Source organism: Mycobacterium sp. RTGN6 (assembly GCF_033804605.1).
In the GTDB taxonomy this organism is placed as follows: domain Bacteria; phylum Actinomycetota; class Actinomycetes; order Mycobacteriales; family Mycobacteriaceae; genus Mycobacterium.
This window is the reverse complement of sequence record NZ_JAPZKZ010000002.1, coordinates 191,151-208,451: the sequence shown is the minus strand read 5'-3', so window position 1 is coordinate 208,451 and position 17,301 is coordinate 191,151. Positions and strand designations below refer to the sequence as shown.

12 protein-coding genes are annotated in these 17,301 nt (G+C 68.1%); 5 read left to right on the top strand and 7 right to left on the bottom strand.

Translation table 11 applies throughout. From position 1 onward, the window contains the following. The first annotated feature begins 152 nt into the window (after window positions 1–152). Window positions 153–3,599, top strand: a complete 3,447-nt coding sequence (car, locus tag SLQ33_RS05280) for a carboxylic acid reductase (protein ID WP_319452750.1) — start codon at window positions 153–155, stop codon at window positions 3,597–3,599. Between the two features lie 80 nt (window positions 3,600–3,679). Here car and SLQ33_RS05275 read toward each other — a convergent pair whose 3' ends face one another. The 6 genes from SLQ33_RS05275 to SLQ33_RS05250 form a co-directional block, all read right to left on the bottom strand. Continuing rightward, entirely contained in the window at window positions 3,680–7,615 is a 3,936-nt protein-coding gene (locus SLQ33_RS05275) for an Ig-like domain-containing protein (RefSeq protein ID WP_319452749.1), read from the bottom strand. A 202-nt stretch (window positions 7,616–7,817) separates the two neighbouring features. After that, window positions 7,818–8,885 carry a dihydrodipicolinate reductase gene (locus SLQ33_RS05270; RefSeq protein WP_319452748.1) on the bottom strand — a complete coding sequence of 356 codons (1,068 nt, stop codon included), beginning with the start codon at window positions 8,883–8,885 and terminating at the stop codon, window positions 7,818–7,820. After that, a complete protein-coding gene (locus tag SLQ33_RS05265) occupies window positions 8,885–10,987 on the bottom strand; it encodes an elongation factor G (protein ID WP_319452747.1) in 2,103 nt (700 codons plus the stop codon). Before SLQ33_RS05265 ends, SLQ33_RS05270 begins: the two co-directional genes overlap by 1 nt. Window positions 10,988–11,120: 133 nt before the next feature. Beyond that, window positions 11,121–11,420: a hypothetical protein gene (locus SLQ33_RS05260; protein ID WP_319452746.1), complete on the bottom strand. Its 300-nt coding sequence runs from the start codon at window positions 11,418–11,420 to the stop codon at window positions 11,121–11,123. Window positions 11,421–11,681: 261 nt separating this feature from the next. Then, window positions 11,682–12,092: a TIGR03668 family PPOX class F420-dependent oxidoreductase gene (locus tag SLQ33_RS05255; protein ID WP_319452745.1), complete on the bottom strand. Its 411-nt coding sequence runs from the start codon at window positions 12,090–12,092 to the stop codon at window positions 11,682–11,684. Continuing rightward, complete coding sequence (locus tag SLQ33_RS05250; protein ID WP_319452744.1) at window positions 12,089–12,706, bottom strand: hypothetical protein; 618 nt, start codon at window positions 12,704–12,706, stop codon at window positions 12,089–12,091. The genes SLQ33_RS05255 and SLQ33_RS05250 overlap by 4 nt, the downstream gene beginning before the upstream one ends. A gap of 223 nt (window positions 12,707–12,929) precedes the next feature. Between SLQ33_RS05250 and SLQ33_RS05245 the strand changes: the two genes are divergently transcribed. From SLQ33_RS05245 to SLQ33_RS05230, 4 genes are read left to right on the top strand one after another with little or no spacing between them, the layout of a single operon-like run. Beyond that, a complete protein-coding gene (locus SLQ33_RS05245; RefSeq protein ID WP_319452743.1) occupies window positions 12,930–14,060 on the top strand; it encodes an ABC transporter substrate-binding protein in 1,131 nt (376 codons plus the stop codon). Continuing rightward, window positions 14,057–14,908: an ABC transporter permease gene (locus SLQ33_RS05240; RefSeq protein WP_319453262.1), complete on the top strand. Its 852-nt coding sequence runs from the start codon at window positions 14,057–14,059 to the stop codon at window positions 14,906–14,908. Before SLQ33_RS05245 ends, SLQ33_RS05240 begins: the two co-directional genes overlap by 4 nt. Continuing rightward, window positions 14,905–15,663 carry an ABC transporter permease gene (locus SLQ33_RS05235; RefSeq protein ID WP_319452742.1) on the top strand — a complete coding sequence of 253 codons (759 nt, stop codon included), beginning with the start codon at window positions 14,905–14,907 and terminating at the stop codon, window positions 15,661–15,663. Before SLQ33_RS05240 ends, SLQ33_RS05235 begins: the two co-directional genes overlap by 4 nt. Further along, window positions 15,660–16,700 carry an ABC transporter ATP-binding protein gene (locus SLQ33_RS05230; protein WP_319452741.1) on the top strand — a complete coding sequence of 347 codons (1,041 nt, stop codon included), beginning with the start codon at window positions 15,660–15,662 and terminating at the stop codon, window positions 16,698–16,700. The genes SLQ33_RS05235 and SLQ33_RS05230 overlap by 4 nt, the downstream gene beginning before the upstream one ends. Before the next feature lies 1 nt (window position 16,701). Here the strand turns inward: SLQ33_RS05230 and pyrE are convergent, their stop codons facing one another. After that, window positions 16,702–17,280 (bottom strand): orotate phosphoribosyltransferase, encoded by a 579-nt coding sequence (gene pyrE / locus SLQ33_RS05225; protein WP_319452740.1) that lies wholly within the window; start codon window positions 17,278–17,280, stop codon window positions 16,702–16,704. Window positions 17,281–17,301: the final 21 nt, after the last annotated feature.

Here is a 17,301-nt window from a genome sequence, read left to right as displayed (position 1 = left end):
AGTTAGCTAATATAAGCAAAAGCGCTACGTGAGGCTGCTCACACAGCGAACTGCCAGGTCACGGATTCGGGCATAATTCTTAGTTTTGCTAACGTTGTTTCTGTAAGGCGCGACGGAGCGCCCCACTAGAAGCGCTATTTCAGAGGATCACCATGTCGTCAGATACCCGCGAAGACCGGCTCCAACGCCGTATTGCCCAGCTCTACGAAAACGACCAGCAATTCGCCGACGCCAAGCCCGACCAGGCAGTCAGCCAGGCCGCCGCCGAGCCAGGCCTGCGTCTGCCGGAGGTCGTCCGCGCCGTCCTCGCGGGCTACGCTGACCGGCCCGCGCTCGCTACGCGGGCGGTCGAGTTCGTCACCGACGCCACGGGCCGCACCACCGCCGAACTGCTGCCCCATGTCGACACCGTCACCTACGGCCAGTTGGGCGACCGCGTCCGCGCCGTCGCTGCGGCGCTGCACGACGAGCCCGTCCGGCCCGGTGATCGCGTCGCCATCCTCGGCTTCACCAGCGTCGACTACACCGTCGTCGACACCGCCCTTACCCAACTTGGCGCCGTATCCGTGCCGCTGCAGACCAGTGCACCGCAGGCCCAACTCCAGCCGATCATCGCCGAGACCGAGCCAAGCCTGATCGCATCGAGCATCGACTACGTCGCCGACGCCGTGAACCTGATCAAGACCGGCCCCGCACCCAAGCGCCTGGTGGTGTTCGACTACCTGCCCCAGGTCGACGCACAACGCGAGGCGCTCGACGCCGCCAAGGCAGCGCTCGCCGACACCTCCGTCGTGGTCGAGACGCTGACCGACGTGCTCGACCGCGGCGCCCCGCTGCCCACGCCGTCGATCGCCCCCGACGGCGACGACCCGCTGGCGCTGCTGATCTACACGTCCGGCAGCACCGGAGCCCCGAAGGGCGCGATCTACCCGGAGAGCAAGGTCGCCAGCATATGGGCGTCCTCCGCCGCCGGCCACTGGGACGACCAGCAAGGCGTAGTGCCCGCCATCACGCTGAGCTTCCTGCCGATGAGCCACGTCATGGGCCGCGGCGTCCTGTACGGCACGTTGGCTGCCGGTGGCACCGTCTACTTCGCTGCCCGCAGCGACCTGTCCACCTTCCTCGACGACCTCGCGTTGGCCCGGCCGACGCAGATGAACTTCGTGCCCCGCATCTGGGACATGCTGTACCAGGAGTACGTCAGCCAGGTGGACCGCGTCGGCGTCGACGAGCTGCGCCAGCGCATGCTCGGCGGACGCCACGTGTCCGCGCTGACTGGATCGGCGCCGATCTCGCCCGAGCTCAAGGCGTGGGTCGAGGACTTCCTCGACATTCACCTGACCGAGGGCTACGGGTCGACCGAGGCAGGCGCAGTGTTCGTCGACGGCCAGATCCGGCGGCCCCCGGTGATCGACTACAAGCTGGTCGACGTGCCCGACCTGGGCTACTTCGCCAGCGACGTTCCGCATCCGCGCGGCGAACTGCTGGTCAAGTCCGAGCAGCTGTTCCCCGGGTACTACAAACGACCCGAAGTCACCGCCGAGGTGTTCGACGCTGACGGCTACTACCGCACCGGTGACATCGTCGCCGAGCTCGGCCCAGATCAGCTGCGCTACGTCGACCGCCGCAACAACGTGCTCAAGCTGTCGCAAGGTGAGTTCGTCACCGTGTCCAAGCTCGAGGCGGCGTTCAACGACAGTCCGCTGGTGCGCCAGATCTACCTCTACGGCAACAGTGCACGGCCGTATCTGCTCGCCGTCGTGGTGCCCACGCAGAATGCTTCGAAGGAAGCCATCGGCGCGTCACTGAAGGACGCAGCGCGCGAAGCGGGTCTGCAGTCGTACGAGATTCCACGCGACTTCCTCATCGAGACAACGCCTTTCACGCTCGAGAACGGCCTGCTCACCGGGATCCGGAAGCTGGCCTGGCCGCGGCTGAAGGAACGCTACGGTCCCGAACTCGAACAGCTATATGCCGACCTGGCCGACGGCCAGGCAGGCGAGCTGCGGGCGCTGCGGCAGACCGGGGCGCAGCAGCCGGTGCTCGAGACGGTGTGTCGCGCCGCGGGCGCGCTACTGAGCGCGGCCGCCGCCGACGTCGCACCCGACGCGGCCTTCACCGATCTCGGCGGAGACTCGTTGTCTGCGTTGACCTTTGCCAACCTGCTGCACGACATCTTCGACGTCGACGTGCCCGTCGGCGTGATCGTCAGCCCGGCCAGCGACCTGGCGGCCATCGCCGCGTACGTCGAGGCCGAACGTGCGGGCGGAGGCAAGCGGCCCACGGATGACGCCGTCCACGGCCGCGAAGCCACCGAGGTGCACGCCAGCGACCTGACGTTGGACAAGTTCCTCGACTCTGAAACCCTTTCTGCCGCCGCGTCGCTGCCCGGACCGGCTTCGGAGATCCGGACCGTGCTGCTCACCGGCGCCACCGGATTCCTCGGTCGGTACCTGGCGTTGGAGTGGCTCGAGCGCATGGACCTCGTCGACGGCAAGGTCATCTGCCTCATCCGCGGCCGCGACGACGCCGCCGCCCGCGCCCGACTGGACGCGACGTTCGACACGGGAGACCCGAAACTGCTTGTGCACTACCGGGAACTCGCCGCCAAGCACTTGGAGGTGATCGCGGGCGACAAGGGCGAGCCGAACCTCGGCCTCGATACGGTGACGTGGCAGCGGCTGGCTGACACCGTCGACTTCATCGTCGACCCCGCGGCCTTGGTGAACCACGTGCTGCCGTACAGCCAGTTGTTCGGGCCGAACGTGCTGGGCACGGCGGAGCTCATCCGCATCGCGCTGACGGCGAAGGTCAAGCCGTTCGCCTACGTGTCCACGATGGCCGTCGGCGCGGGGATGAACCCGAGCGACAACGTCGAGGACGCGGACGTCCGGGTGGTCAGCGCGACTCGCAAGGTCGACGACAGCTACGCCAACGGCTACGGCAACAGCAAGTGGGGCGGCGAGGTGCTCCTGCGCGAGGCCAACGAGAAGTTCGGGCTGCCCGTCTCGGTGTTCCGCTGCGACATGATCCTGGCCGACACCAGCTACGCCGGGCAGCTGAACCTGCCGGACATGTTCACCCGCATGATGCTCAGCCTCGTCGCGACCGGCGTTGCGCCGCAGTCGTTCTACCAGCTCGACGCGTCCGGGCACCGGCAGCGGGCCCACTACGACGGGCTCCCCGTCGAGTTCATCGCCGAGGCCATCTCAACGCTGGGGGCGAGGGTGCAGGACGGGTTCGAGACCTACCACGTGATGAACCCGTACGACGACGGCATCGGCATGGACGAGTTCGTCGACTGGCTCGTCGAGGCCGGCTATGCGATCCGGCGCCTCGATTCATATGGCGAGTGGCTGTCGCGGTTCGAGACGACGCTGCGGGCACTGCCGGAGAAGCAACGCGCTGCGTCGCTGCTTCCGCTGCTGCACAACTACCAGCAGCCGGAGCGTCCGGTGAACGGTGCGATGGCGTCGACCGAGCTGTTCCGGGCGGCGGTGCAGGACGCGAAGATTGGGCCCGACAAGGACATTCCGCACGTGAGCCCGGCAGTGATCGTCAAGTACGTCACCGATCTGGAATTGCTCGGCCTGCTCTAATCCCCCGCCGAGACTGCTCACAGATCGCGATTTTCGGTAGATTCGCGATCTCCCCGCAGTCTCGGCGAGGTTGTTGGGAGCTAGAGGTTGCGCGCTTCGTCGGCGGCGTCGTTCTCGTCGATGACCTCTTCCACCGCGCCGATCGCGGCCTTGCGGGTCAAGTCGGCGCGGAAGAGTCCGAAGGACCCATCCGTGGGATTGGTGGAGGCGTCGTCGCGGGTGGTGTACAGGTAAGCCGGTCCGGCATAGTCGATTTCGCGCCAGGTGCGCAGGAAGTCGGCCAGGTACTCGGCTTGCTGGAGCTCGCCGCCCACCACCGCGGGTTGCCCGTACTCGGTGGCCCAGATCAACTTCTCGCCGTCACCGTTGGCGACCATCAGCTGGTGCATGGCCTCCATCTGGGTGCGGGGATGGACCTGGTACACGTCGGCGTCGGAGAACGGCACCCAGTACTGGTAGGGGTGGTAAGCCAGCGCATCGAAGTAGCCCGCGGCGCCGTTGGCGTACATCTGCTCGAGGAACCGCACGGCGTGGATGCTCTCGCCCGGAGTATCGGGGACGTTGCCCATCGACCCTGCGAGCACCGTGGCGTTGGGGTCGGCCAGCTTGATCGCCGGGTAGGCGGCCCGCAACAGCGCGGTGTACTGCGCGGCATTGGGTTCGGGCTCCCAGAACATCTTGCCGTTCGGCTCGTTCCACACCTCGTAGGCCGAGATCCGGCCCGCGTACCGCGTGGCGACGGCGCTGGCGAAGTCGGCGTACTTCTGCGGATCCGCGGGGACGCCGCTCAGCGCGGGAGTGCCGGGAGTCGCCGCCCATTGGGGCGTGTGGTTCAACGTGGCCAGCACGGTCATGTTGCGCGCCCGCGCCGAGTCCACCATCCGGTCGATCGCCGTCCAGTCGTAGGTGTCGTCAACCGGTTCGACCCAGGCCCACGGGACGTGGATGCGAACGGTGTCGACACCCGACGCCTGCAACGCGTCCAGGATCGCGTCCGTCTCGGCCTGCGACGCGTAGAACAGGTACGGGTCCGTCACGCCGACCGACGTCGGCCGCTGATCGATGGCCCACGCCACGTACGGGGCGACGGGCACCGCCGTCACCGCCACCGACGTCGAGGCGCCGAACGCGTCCGCGACCCTGACGGTGAACCCGTCGACGACCTGGCCGGGGCCGACGGTGGCGTCGTACCGCGCCTGCACGGTGGGGGTGTAGGTGAACGCGCCAGTCGCGGCATCGACGGTGACGGCTCCCCTGGAGGGGCCGCCCGTCAGCGTGTACGTCAGCGCGTCGCCTTCGGGGTCGACGCCCTTGACCGTGCCCTCGACCACGCCGAGCGCCTGGTTCGGTTGTCCCACAGTGGTGTTCACGGTAGTAATTGGGCCGTTGATCCCCAGCGGCGTGACCGCGACGTTGAGCACCGTGGTGGCCCGGCCTCCGTAGCCGTCGTTGATGGTGATGGTGAAGGTGTCGGTCTTGGTTGCGGTGGTGGCGTTCGGGGCGGTCGCGGCCTGGCGCGCAGCGAGCGTAGGCGTGTACGTGAACGACCCGTTCCCGCCGAACGCCAGCGATCCCTTCGCCGACGTGGTCGACGTGTAGGTGAACGTGCTGTCGTCGGGATCGACGACCGTGACGACGCCCGTCACCACGCCGGTCCTGACGTTGGTGTTCGTGACCGTTGCGCTCGCGTTGGTGGGTGCGGTGTTCTTGCCGAGCACGGTGACGGTGACGTTGATGTTGGCGGTGCCGCCGTAGCCGTCTTTGACTGCGATGGTGAAGGTGTCTTGTTTGGCGGTGGCCGGGGCACCGACCGCGGCGGCGGCGTGCCGGGCGGCGGCGGTGGGGGTGTAGGTCCAGGCGCCGGTGTTGGTGACGGTGATGGTGCCCTTGGTGGTGTTGGTGGCTGAGTAGCTCAGTGGGTCGTAGTCGTTGTCGCCGGCGGAGATTGAGCCGGTGACGACGCCGGTGGTGCCGTTGGGGTAGCCGACGTAGGCGTAGCCGGTGGGTGCGGTGTTCTTGCCGAGCACGGTGACGGTGACGGCCTTGGTGGTGGTGCCGCCGTAGGGGTCCTTGATGGTGACGGTGAAGGTGTCTTCCTTGGCGGTGGTGGCGCCGACTGCTGCGGCGGCGTGCCGCGCGGCGGCGGTGGGGGTGTAGGTGAAGGCTCCGGTGCTGGTGATGCTGACGCTGCCCTTGGTGGTGTTGGCCGGGGTGGTGTAGGTCAGGGTGTCGCCGTCGGGGTCGGTGGCGCTGACCGTTCCGGTCACCACACCCGAGGAGTTCGGAGTGCCAACCGTCGCAATCGGATTCGCCGGTGCGGCGTTGCTCCTGGCGAGCACGGTGACGGTGACCGTCTTGGTGATGGTCGCCCCGTAGCCATCGTTGATGGTGACGGTGAAGGTGTCCTGCTTGTCTGCGGCGGTGGCGGTGGCCAACGCGGCCGTGCGCCGGGCCGCGGACGTCGGGGTGTACGTGAACGCCCCTGCGGGGGTGATGCTCACGGTGCCCTTCGGGGTGCTCGTCGGGGCGGTGTAGGTCAGGATGTCGCCGTCGGCGTCGGTGGCGCTGACGGTCCCCGTCACCACACCCGAGGAGTTCGGACTGCCCACCGTCGCAATGGGATTGACCGGTGCGGTGTTCTTGCCGAGCACGGTGACGGTGACGTTGATGTTGGCGGTGCCGCCGTAGCCGTCTTTGACTGCGATGGTGAAGGTGTCTTGTTTGGCGGTGGCCGGGGCACCGACCGCGGCGGCGGCGTGCCGGGCGGCGGCGGTGGGGGTGTAGGTCCAGGCGCCGGTGTTGGTGACGGTGATGGTGCCCTTGGTGGTGTTGGTGGCTGAGTAGCTCAGTGGGTCGTAGTCGTTGTCGCCGGCGGAGATTGAGCCGGTGACGACGCCGGTGGTGCCGTTGGGGTAGCCGACGTAGGCGTAGCCGGTGGGTGCGGTGTTCTTGCCGAGCACGGTGACGGTGACGGCCTTGGTGGTGGTGCCGCCGTAGGGGTCCTTGATGGTGACGGTGAAGGTGTCTTCCTTGGCGGTGGTGGCGCCGACTGCTGCGGCGGCGTGCCGCGCGGCGGCGGTGGGGGTGTAGGTGAAGGCTCCGGTGCTGGTGATGCTGACGCTGCCCTTGGTGGTGTTGGCCGGGGTGGTGTAGGTCAGGGTGTCGCCGTCGGGGTCGGTGGCGCTGACGGTTCCGGTCACCACGCCCGTCGAGGAGTTCGGAGTGCTCACCGTCGCAACGGGATTCGTCGGCGGCTGATTGGGGGCGGCCGCGGCCAGCGTGACGGCGGAGGTGCGCGCGGCGGCGGTCGTGTCGAGCGGTTCGCCCAGGTCGCGGCGGGCAACGGCGGTGACGACCCACGCCATGGGCGACTGCACGGGCGATGTTGGTCCACCGGTGGCTCCGAACGCCGCGGCCAGCGCGCTCAACACGACGTTCACGATCGGAGCGGGCGCCGCGGCGGGCGGCGTCGAAGGCTGCGGCACCGAGGCGCGCACCGTCGCAGTCGTCGCGAACGTCGGCTCGGAGGACGACTGCTTGGCCACCGAGGGCGCCGGCGACGAGACGCTCGGCTTCGCGGTATCGGCGTCGACGGCGCGACGGTTGGACGTCGTCGACTCCGGCGTCGACGGGGACGAAGGGGTAGCCGTCTGCCTCGGCTTGGCCGACTTCTTCGAGACGCGCTCGGATGCGCTGTGTGTCGAGGTGTGCGGCCCGCCCGAACTGGACACCACTACGCCGTCCGCCACCTCGACGGTCGACTCCGTTGCCGATTCCGGCGCGGCGTTCTCGTCAGGGTCTGCTGGTTCCTGGGCGGGAGGTGGGGCGTCGTCCTTCGAGGCGGGCGCCTCCGGTGCAGGTGGCGGGGGTGGCGCCTGGCCCTTCTCCGTGGCCGACGCCGTGTCGGGGTTCGTCGGCTCCGCTACCGCGACCCCCGCCGCGCCTGCGATCGCCGAGCCAATGCCCAGTGCCACCGCCAGCGCGCCGACCCGGCCCACGTACTTCGCACATCCCACGACGACGACCTCCCCCCGGGAGGCAGCAAACAATCAGCCAGCTCTCAGTAAGGGTGAGGCTAGCCCCCGACATGGGGTCTGGCAATGACCAATGAATTCGCTGACGTTGCTCGTCGAAACTGCGGTGAGATCGCGAAAACATCGAGAATCGCGATCTCACCGCAGTTTCGAGGGGCGGTGGCTGGCGTCGGTGTCGGCGAGCTCAGGCGTTGCCGAAGCCGATGAGGGTGTGCACCTGCGGCAACGTCGCCGCCGTCGCGAAACCCGGCGCGGCCGCACACACCGCAGGCACCGCGTTGAGCACCTGCATCCCAGTTGCGACATTCGCGGAGTTGACGTGCTCGAGCATCGTGGCGTCCCGTTCGAAGCTGGCCAGCGAGAAGAAGTGCGTCCGCATCGACGGGTCGCCCTCGATGGTCAGCGTCCAGCCGTGCTGAGGCTTCGGCCAGTGCTTGGGGTACTCGTTGCCGACGGTCCACAACGTCTCGATCTCGACGAGCGGCTCTCCCGCGCGCCTGCCGACCCAGTTCCACCGCTGCCCCGCGGTGGTGCCCGCGCGTAGCACGTGATCGAAGATCTGGTGGTCGTGTTCGGCGGCGACCGCCTCGACTGTCGCCGTCACCTCGTCGATGCCCGCATGCAAGGCGTCGGCCAGCAGCCAGACCTGCTCGGTGAAGATCGAACTGTTGAATGCGAGGAAATCGTTTGCGGTGACGCTGATCTCGTCGACGGGCGCACCGAAGCGCATGTTGTCGAACGTGATGGCCGTGCTGTCGTAAACCGACCAGTCGGCGCGCTCCTGCAGCGTCAGCTTGGAGATGGTGCGGCTCATCCCGCTCAGCGCCAGCGGCAGCGCTCCGGAGATGTTGCCCGGGTTGAGCCCGCAGCCGTGCACCGTGGTGCCGCCCTGGTGGCACGCCGCGAGCAGCCGGTCGCGGTCGGTCGCGGCGATGCGGTCCGGATGGAACAGGAACGCCGTCGTCACCACGTTCTTGCCGCTGGCGAGGATCGCGCAGACCTCGTCGACGTCGGTGAGCCGCGGTGTGTAGACCACGCAGTCCGCGTCGAGCGCGAGGATCGTCGCCGTGTCCTTCGCCGCCGTCACCCCGACGGGGTCGCGCCCGAGCAGGACGCCCGCGTCGACCCCGTCCTTGTCGTCGGAATACACCTTCACCCCGGCCAATTCGAGCCCGGACCGCGGATCGAGGATGGTCGCGAGCACTTCCTTGCCGATGGCACCGGTTCCCCATTGAACGATGCGCAGTGCCATCAGACTCCCGTCTTCGCTTTGGCGGCTGCTGATTCTGGCATGGCCTCGTATCGGGCGAAGGTTCGGGTGAACGAACCCGCGCCGTGCGATAGCGCGCGCAGTTCGATGGCGTAGCGGGTCAACTCGGCCTGGGGCAGCTCGGCGTTCACCACCGTGCGGTCGTCGGCCCCGCGGTCGGTGCCCAGCACGCGGCCGCGTCGGCTCGACAGGTCGCTCATCACCGCGCCGACCAAGTCGTCGGGCACCACGACCGACACGGCGTCGACGGGCTCGAGCAGCTTCACCGGCACCGTGGCCGCGGCCTCGCGTAGCGCCAGCCCGCCCGCCGCCTGGAACGCGAAGTCCGACGAGTCCACGCTGTGGGCCTTGCCGTCGACCAGCGTGACGCGGATGTCGACGACCGGATGACCTGGGCCCGCGCTGTTCGACACCCCCTTCTCCATCTGCGCACGAACGCCCTTCTCCACACTCGCGATGAACTGGCGCGGCACGGCGCCGCCGACGACCTTGTCGACGAACTCGAAGCCCGCCCCTTCCGGCAGCGGCTCGACCTCGACGTCGCACACCGCGTACTGGCCGTGCCCGCCGGACTGTTTGACGTGACGGCCGTGCCCCTTGGCTGGTCGCGAGAACGTCTCCCGTAGCGGCACGTGCAGTTCGACGGTGTCGACGGCGACCCCATAGCGCTTCGACAGCGCGTCGAGCACCACTCCCGCGTGCGCTTCGCCCATGCACCACAACACGATCTGATGCGTCTGGGAGTTCTGCTCGACGCGCAGCGTCGGATCCTCGGCGACCAGCCGCCCCAACCCGACCGCGAGCTTGTCCTCGTCGGTCTTGGCGTGCGGCGCAACGGCGATGGGCAGCAGCGGCTCGGGCATGGTCCACGGCTTCAGCACCAGAGGATGCCCCTTGTCCGACAACGTGTCCCCGGTCTCGGCGCGGCTGAGCCGTCCGATCGCACAGATGTCACCCGCCACCGCCGCGGGTGCCGGGCGCTGGCGCTTGCCGAGCGGAAACGACAGCGCGCCGATGCGCTCGTCCTCGTCGTGATCGACGTGTCCGGCGAGTGGCCCGACCGCCTCGGATCCGAAGAACGACGAGAAATGGCCCGACACGTGAACCGTCATGTCGGGCCAGATGGTGCCCGAGAAGACCCGGACCAGGCTGACCCTGCCGACGTACGGGTCCGACGTCGTCTTCACCACCTCGGCAAGCAGCGGACCCGCCGGATCGCACGCGGGCGACGGGCGGGTCGCACCGGTTGAGGTGAAGACCTCGGGCATCGGGTGCTCGAGCGGCGCAGGAAAGCCGCGCGCGATCACGTCGAGCAGTTCGCGGGTGCCGACCCCGGTAGTGCTGCACACCGGGAGCGCCGGGAAGAACGAGCCGCGCGCGACGGCCTTCTCCAAATCGTCGATCAGCACCGCGCGGTCGACGGACTCGCCGCCGAGGTAGCGCTCCATGAGCGACTCGTCCTCGGACTCCTCGATGATGCCCTCGATCAGCGTGCTGCGCAGCTCGTCGGGCGCCGACTCGGACAGCAGGTCGGTCACGCCGCCGCCGTCGGGCACGAACAACGGGATCACCTTGTCGCCGAACGCCTTCCGCGCCGTCGCGACCGCGTTCGCGAAGTTGGCGCGCGCGTGGTCGAGCTTGGTGATCACCACCGCGCGCGGCATCTCGACCCGGCTGCACTCCCACCACAGCGAGCGCGTCGGCTCATCGACGTCCTCGTTGGCCGCGACGACGAAAAGGGCACAGTCGGCCGCCCGCAGGCCGGCCCTCAGTTCCCCGATGAAGTCGGCGTAGCCGGGCGTGTCGACGAGGTTGATCTTCACGCCGTCGTGCGAAAGGGACGCGAGTGCGAGTCCGACCGAGCGCTGCTGGTCGACCTCCGCGTCCTCGCAGTCGCAGACCGTAGTGCCGTCGGCCACCGAGCCTGGTCGCGTCAGCACGCTCGCCGCCACCAGCAGCGCCTCGACGAGCGTTGTCTTGCCGCCGCCCGACGGCCCGACGAGCACCACGTTGCGGATGGAAGCCGGATCGTCCGCGGTGGGGGCGGCTCCGTTGCCGTGCGAACTATTCGCCTTGTCTGCCATGACATGCCCCTCCAGCGCCCTTGGGGTCCCCGTCGATCCACCATTCCCCGAACCGGGGCGTGGCACAAGGCACCGACGCACGAAAGAGGGGCACCCCATGCGGGGTGCCCCTCTCAAGCCGTCGCGCGATGGGCTACTTCACGTCGACGTAGACCGTCTTGTCGGTCACCGTGGTGAGCAGATCGTCACCCGGGTTGCCGGAATCCGTGCGGCTGTAGGTCTGTCCGGGACGGACGCTTACGACGCTCGCCTGATCCAGCGGCGTGGTGCCAACGTGATTGACGATCACGTTGTAGCCCTGCGCCTCGAGCTTGCTGATGGTGTCCTGGGCGCTGCCCGGGCCGCTCGGTGCGGCGAAGGCGGGTGCAGCGAACCCGAGGACGGCGGCGGCTAGCCCGCTCGCAACGACAGTGGCAAATCCGAACTTCTTCATGTGGTGCTACCTCTTCATCTTCTTCTGCACGCGAGCCGTGGTAGGTCTACCGCGGCTCGGATGCTCCCCAATCGCCGGTTTGGGGGCCATTTCCCAACCCGGTCCGATAGGTCAAACCAAGTGGTCAGGCATTTAATTCCGGTGGCAGTAAATGATCGACGGTTGGCAGGAATTGATCTACGTCACAAGCCTTCTCGTGCCGCGCGTCACTCAACAGACCCGTGCGTGATGGTCGCCCGAAACGGAGGGGTCAGCTACCGTTCATGCTTCCCAGGACGACCAGCGCAGGACGTTCACCGTGACGACGGGACCGTTCAGCGCGATCCGCTCGTACTGTGAGTACTTCTGGCGCAGCAGTGCGTAGCCCGCAGCCATCTGTTCGCCGCTGTCGTGAACCGCCGCAACGCCATCGGCGCGCACCCACCACAGCTGCGACCAGTCTTCGTCGTAGTGATCGACCAGCAGGCTCACCCGCGGATTGGCGGCGATGTTGGCGAGCCGACGCAGCCGGTGGGTGGTCTTCCGCTTCGCGTCGATGGCCGTGTAGACGACGTCGTCGTGCAGCGCGAAGACCACCGGAACCACATGGGGCGCACCGTCGGACCCCACCGTCGCCAGCGCCGCGACGGGAGCGGCCGCGAACACGGCGGCGGGATCCGACTCGCTGGTCACCTCGTGCCGCGCGGCTGGGGTGACACGCTCATCGGCGCACGCGTGACGTTGATTTCCGGCTTCTTGGTCGGCCTTGGCTGACTGCGCGGGTAGTACGCCGGCGCCGACTGCGAGGGAGGCGGCGGTGGCGGTGGTGGGGGCGGCGGAGGCGGCGGCGGGGGTAGGGCGCTGCTGGTGGCTGTCGCCGTGGTGGGCGCCGAGCTAGGGGTCGTCGACGTGCCTTGCGTGGGAACGTCTTCGGAGGGCTGGAACGCGAGCAGCACGACCGACACGACGAGCGCAACCACCGCGATCGACACCGCACCGATGCCCAGGATCGCGGTCCGGGTCGCAAACCACGGAGTCGGAGCGGGTTTGAAGTGCCAGGTGTTCGCGTCGAAGGCGTCGAACCTGTCGTCGCGAGGCTCGTCGGCGGCGGCGACGGGGCCCCAGTCGGTGCCGTGTTCTACCGGTGCATATTCGAGTTCGGTCGGCGGGTCGCCCTCGCCCTGTTGCTCGAAGAGGTAGTCGAACTCCTGCTCGGGTTCGGCGCTATCGGGCGCCTGAACACCGAGCCGGTCGGTGTCGACCGGATCGTCCACTCTCGAATCCCCCGAGGCCTCGCTGTCAGCCACCCCTCTGATGCTAGGTGGCTACCTGGTCAATCGTGCGGTCGTGTCCAAATCGTCACGTCGTGCCTGCCGCGGTATCGGGTGTCTCGAGAACGTCCGCCGCTGCTCAGTCCCACCGGTAAGGTCGCGGTCGATGTCGATTCGTTCACCGTGGCGCCCCGGCGCAGTCACCCCGCATTGGGGTCTGCGTCATCGCAGCGCCTCCCGACCATAAGAAGGTTCGGCAATGAAGAATTCCCGGCTCGTCGCCGCGTGCGCCCTTGTCCTACTCGTCACGGGCGGAGTGGTGGCCTGCGCACCCCCTCAGAAGGAGGACGACGGCGCGCGGACCGAATCGGGGGTGAAGGCGGGTGAAGCCACCTCGGCCGCCGACTTCGGCGGCATGGAGGGCCTCGTCGCGGCCGCCAAGAAGGAGGGCGAGCTGAACGTCATCGCGCTGCCGCCCGACTGGGCCAACTACGGCGCCATCATCAAGGCCTTCTCGGACAAGTACGGCATCGCGGTCAACTCCGCGCAGCCCGACGCCAACAGCCAGGACGAGATCAACACCGCCAACCAGCAGAAGGGCAAGAGCACCGCGCCCGACGTGTTCGACCTCGGTCAGTCCGTTGCGCTGGCCAACACGTCGATGTTCGCGCCCTACAAGGTGGCGAAGTTCGACGACGTGTCGGAGTCGTTCAAGGATCCGGATGGCAAGTGGATCAACGACTACGGCGGCTACATGTCGATCGGCTACGACTCGAGCAAGGTGCCCGAGATCACCGGCGTCAACGACCTGTTGAAGCCCGAGTTCAAGGGCAAGGTGGCGCTCAACGGTGACCCGACTCAGGCGGGCGCGGCATTCTCCGGAGTGATGATGGTGGCGGTGAGCCAGGGCGGCTCGCCCGACGACATCGCGCCGGGGGTCGAGTTCTTCCGAAAGCTCAAGGAGGCAGGCAACTTTCTGCCCGTCGACCCGACGCCCGCCACCGTCGAGTCCGGCCAGACGCCCGTCGTCATGGATTGGGACTACCTCAACGTCGCCGAGACCAAGAAGCTCCCGTCGTGGAAGGTCGTCATCCCGCCGAACGCCGCCGTCGCGGGGTACTACTACCAGGCCATCAACGCCGACGCGCCGCACCCGGCCGCCGCGCGGCTGTGGCAGGAGTTCCTGTACAGCGACGAGGGGCAGAACCTCTACCTGAAGGGCGGGGCCCGGCCGGTGCGCGCGGACACGATGGTGGTCGCGGGCACCATCGACCTCGAGGCATACCGGCAGCTGCCGCCCGTCGACGGCGGCGCAACGTTCATCTCCGAAGCGCAGAACCAGGAAGCGAAGAAGTATTTGGAAGCCAACTGGGCGAAGGCGGTCGGCTGATCCTGTTCCGCCGACTCCGAGACGCCTTACCGCTGCTGCCGTTCTTCGCGGTCGTCGCGATCTTCCTGATCGTGCCGACGATCACGGTTCTCGTCGGCGCGGTCTACGACGAAGGTGGCTTCTCGCTGGCGCGCGTGCAGGCGCTGTTCAGCGAGACCGCCCTCTCGGCGCTGGGCAAGAGCGTGCTGCTCTCCGGGAGCACGGCGCTGCTCGGCGCGATCTTCGGCGCGTTGCTGGCGTGGCTCATCGTGACCCGGCCCGCCGAGTCACTGGTGCGCCGGACGGTGTTGTCGCTGTGCAGCGTGCTCGCCCAGTTCGGCGGTGTCGCACTGGCTTTCGCGTTTCTCGCCACCATCGGGCTCAACGGCGTACTGACCCTGTGGGTGCAGGAGTACCTCGGCGCGAACCTGACCGGATCGGGCTGGCTCTACGGGTTGCCCGGGCTGATCCTGGTGTACACGTACTTCCAGATCCCGCTGATGGTCATCGTCTTCCTGCCCGCGCTCGAAGGCCTGCGCGAGCAGTGGCGGGAAGCCGCCATCAGCCTCGGCGCGTCGACGTGGCAGTACTGGCGTGAAGTCGCCGTCCCGTTGCTCACGCCCGCGTTCCTCGGTTCGATACTTCTGTTGTTCGCCAACGCCTTTGCCGCCTACGCGACCGCGGCCGCGCTGGTCAGCCAGGGCAGTCCGATCCTGCCACTGCTGATCCGCTCGGCGCTCACCAGCGAGGTGGTGCTCGGGCAGGCCGGCTTCGCCTACGCGCTGGCGCTCGAGATGATCGTGGTGGTGGCAGTGGTGATGGTGGCCTACAACCTGTTGGTCCGCCGGACGGCACGGTGGCTTCGATGAGGACGCTGGGCCGCGGCGCGCTCTGGCTCGTGTTCGGCCTGTTCTTCCTGTTCCCGCTGTACGCGATGGCGGACTTCTCCACACGAAACCTGATCAAGGGCGGGCGAACTGGGGCCGCGTGGGCCAACCTGATCACCGACGAGGCGCTGTACGAGGCGATCATCACGTCGCTGCTGCTGGCCGTGCTGACCGTCGTCGCGATGCTCGTCGTGCTGGTGCCCACCATGATCTGGGTGCGGCTGCGCACACCGTGGGCGAAGGGCCTCGTCGAGTTCCTCTGCCTGCTGCCCCTGACCATCCCGGCGCTGGTGATCGTGGTGGGGCTCAAGAACGTCTACCTCTGGGTGACATATCTGCTCGGTGAGTCGGCCTTGACCCTCACGTTCGTCTATGTGGTCGTGGTGTTGCCGTTCGCGTACCGGGCGCTCGACGCCGCGCTGTCGGCCATCGACCTTCAGACGCTCGCCGAAGCGGCCCGGTCACTCGGCGCGGGCTGGACCACGACGATCGTGCGGGTGCTGGTGCCGAACATCGCATCCGGTGTGCTGTCGGCGGCGTTCATCTCGGTCGCCGTGGTGCTCGGTGAGTACACCATCGCGTCGCTGTCCGGGTTCGAGACGCTGCAGGTGCAGATCGTCGCGATCGGCAAGAGCGACGGCCCGACGTCGGTGGCCGCATCGTTGGCGGTGCTGGTGTTCGGATTCGTGCTGCTGCTAGGACTTTCGCTATTGACCAGACGGAGGCGGAGAACGTGACGACCGGTGTGGCCGTAGAGCTGACCGACCTCACTCGCGTGTACGGCACGGTACGCGCGCTGGACGGCCTGACCCTGCACATCGAACCGGGGGAGTTCGTCGCGCTGCTGGGCCCGTCCGGGTGTGGCAAGACGACGGCGCTGCGCATCCTGGCCGGGCTCGACGAAGCCACGTCGGGCACGGTTTCGGTGGGCGGTCGCGACGTGACGTCGGTTCCCGCGAACAAGCGCGACATGGGCATGGTGTTCCAGGCCTACAGCCTGTTCCCGCACCTGACTGCGCGCCAGAACGTGGAGTTCGGGCTGAAGGTTCGTGGTCGCGAGCGGGCCAAGCGCAGCGCCCGCGCGTCCGAGATGCTGGAGTTGGTTGGGCTTTCCGCGCACATGGACAAGTACGCCTCGGAGCTGTCCGGCGGTCAGCAGCAACGAGTCGCATTGGCGCGCGCATTAGCGATCCAGCCCAGCGTGCTGCTGCTCGACGAGCCACTGTCCGCGTTGGACGCGAAGGTGCGCGTCCAGCTGCGCGACGAGATCCGGCGGGTGCAACTCGAGGTCGGCACGACGACGGTGTTCGTCACGCACGACCAGGAGGAGGCGCTCGCCGTCGCCGACCGGGTCGGCGTGATGAGCCAGGGCAAGCTCGAGCAGCTCGCGCCACCCGCGCATGTGTACGCCGATCCCGCCACGCCGTTCGTCGCCGAATTCGTCGGGCTGAACAACAAGGTGCCCGCCGACGTCGCGTCCGGGCGCGCCCGGCTGCTCGGCACCGAGGTGGCGACGCTGGACGGGTCGATCGCATCGGGTGCAGGCACCGCGCTGCTGCGCCCCGAGTCGGTGACCGTCACCGCGGATGCGGCGGGCACGTCGACCGTGAAGTCGGTCGCGTTCCTCGGGCCGATCTCGCGGGTGTACGTGGCACTGGCCGACGGTGCCGTCATCGACGCGCAGCTGTCGTCGACCCAAGCTCGGGTGTTCGAGCCTGGGGCGTCGGTGACCGTCGGCGTCGAGCAGACCCGCGTGCTGGTGGTGCCCAGCTAGCTCACACGTCCTTGACGGGTTCGATGCCCAAGTCGCGATAGGTGACCAGCGCGACGAACGGCACGTTGCGCTTGGCGAAGCGCTTGGCTGCGACGTCGCCGCGGTCGACCATCGGAATGACGCCGGTGACGACGACGCCGAGCGGGGCGATCCGCTCGAGCGCGAGCTCCGTGGAGCCGCCCGTGCTGATGACGTCGTCGACGAGCAGCACCCGGGTGCCGGGCTGAAGGCGGGTGCCCTCGACCCACTGCTCCCGACCGCGCTGCTTCTGCTCCTTGCGCACGGAGAACCAGGCCTTACCGGTCACCATCGCGACGCCGTGTGCGAGCGGGTCGGCGCCCATGGTCAGGCCGCCGACGGCGTCGAACTCGATGCCGTGGCTAGCAGCGAGGTCGGCCACCGCCTTGCTGACGATCGTGAGCCGCTCGCCGGTGTCCACCGCGAACTTGCCGTCGATGTAGTCGTGGCTCAGTTGGCCGCTGGCCAGCTTGAAGGGCTCCTCGCGACGCTCGTGGCCGCGGGTGCGGATCAGGTCGAACGCGGCTCGCCAGGTGTCCGGGCGCTCGGTGTCGGCAGGCATGACCTGATGGTATCGGCCCGC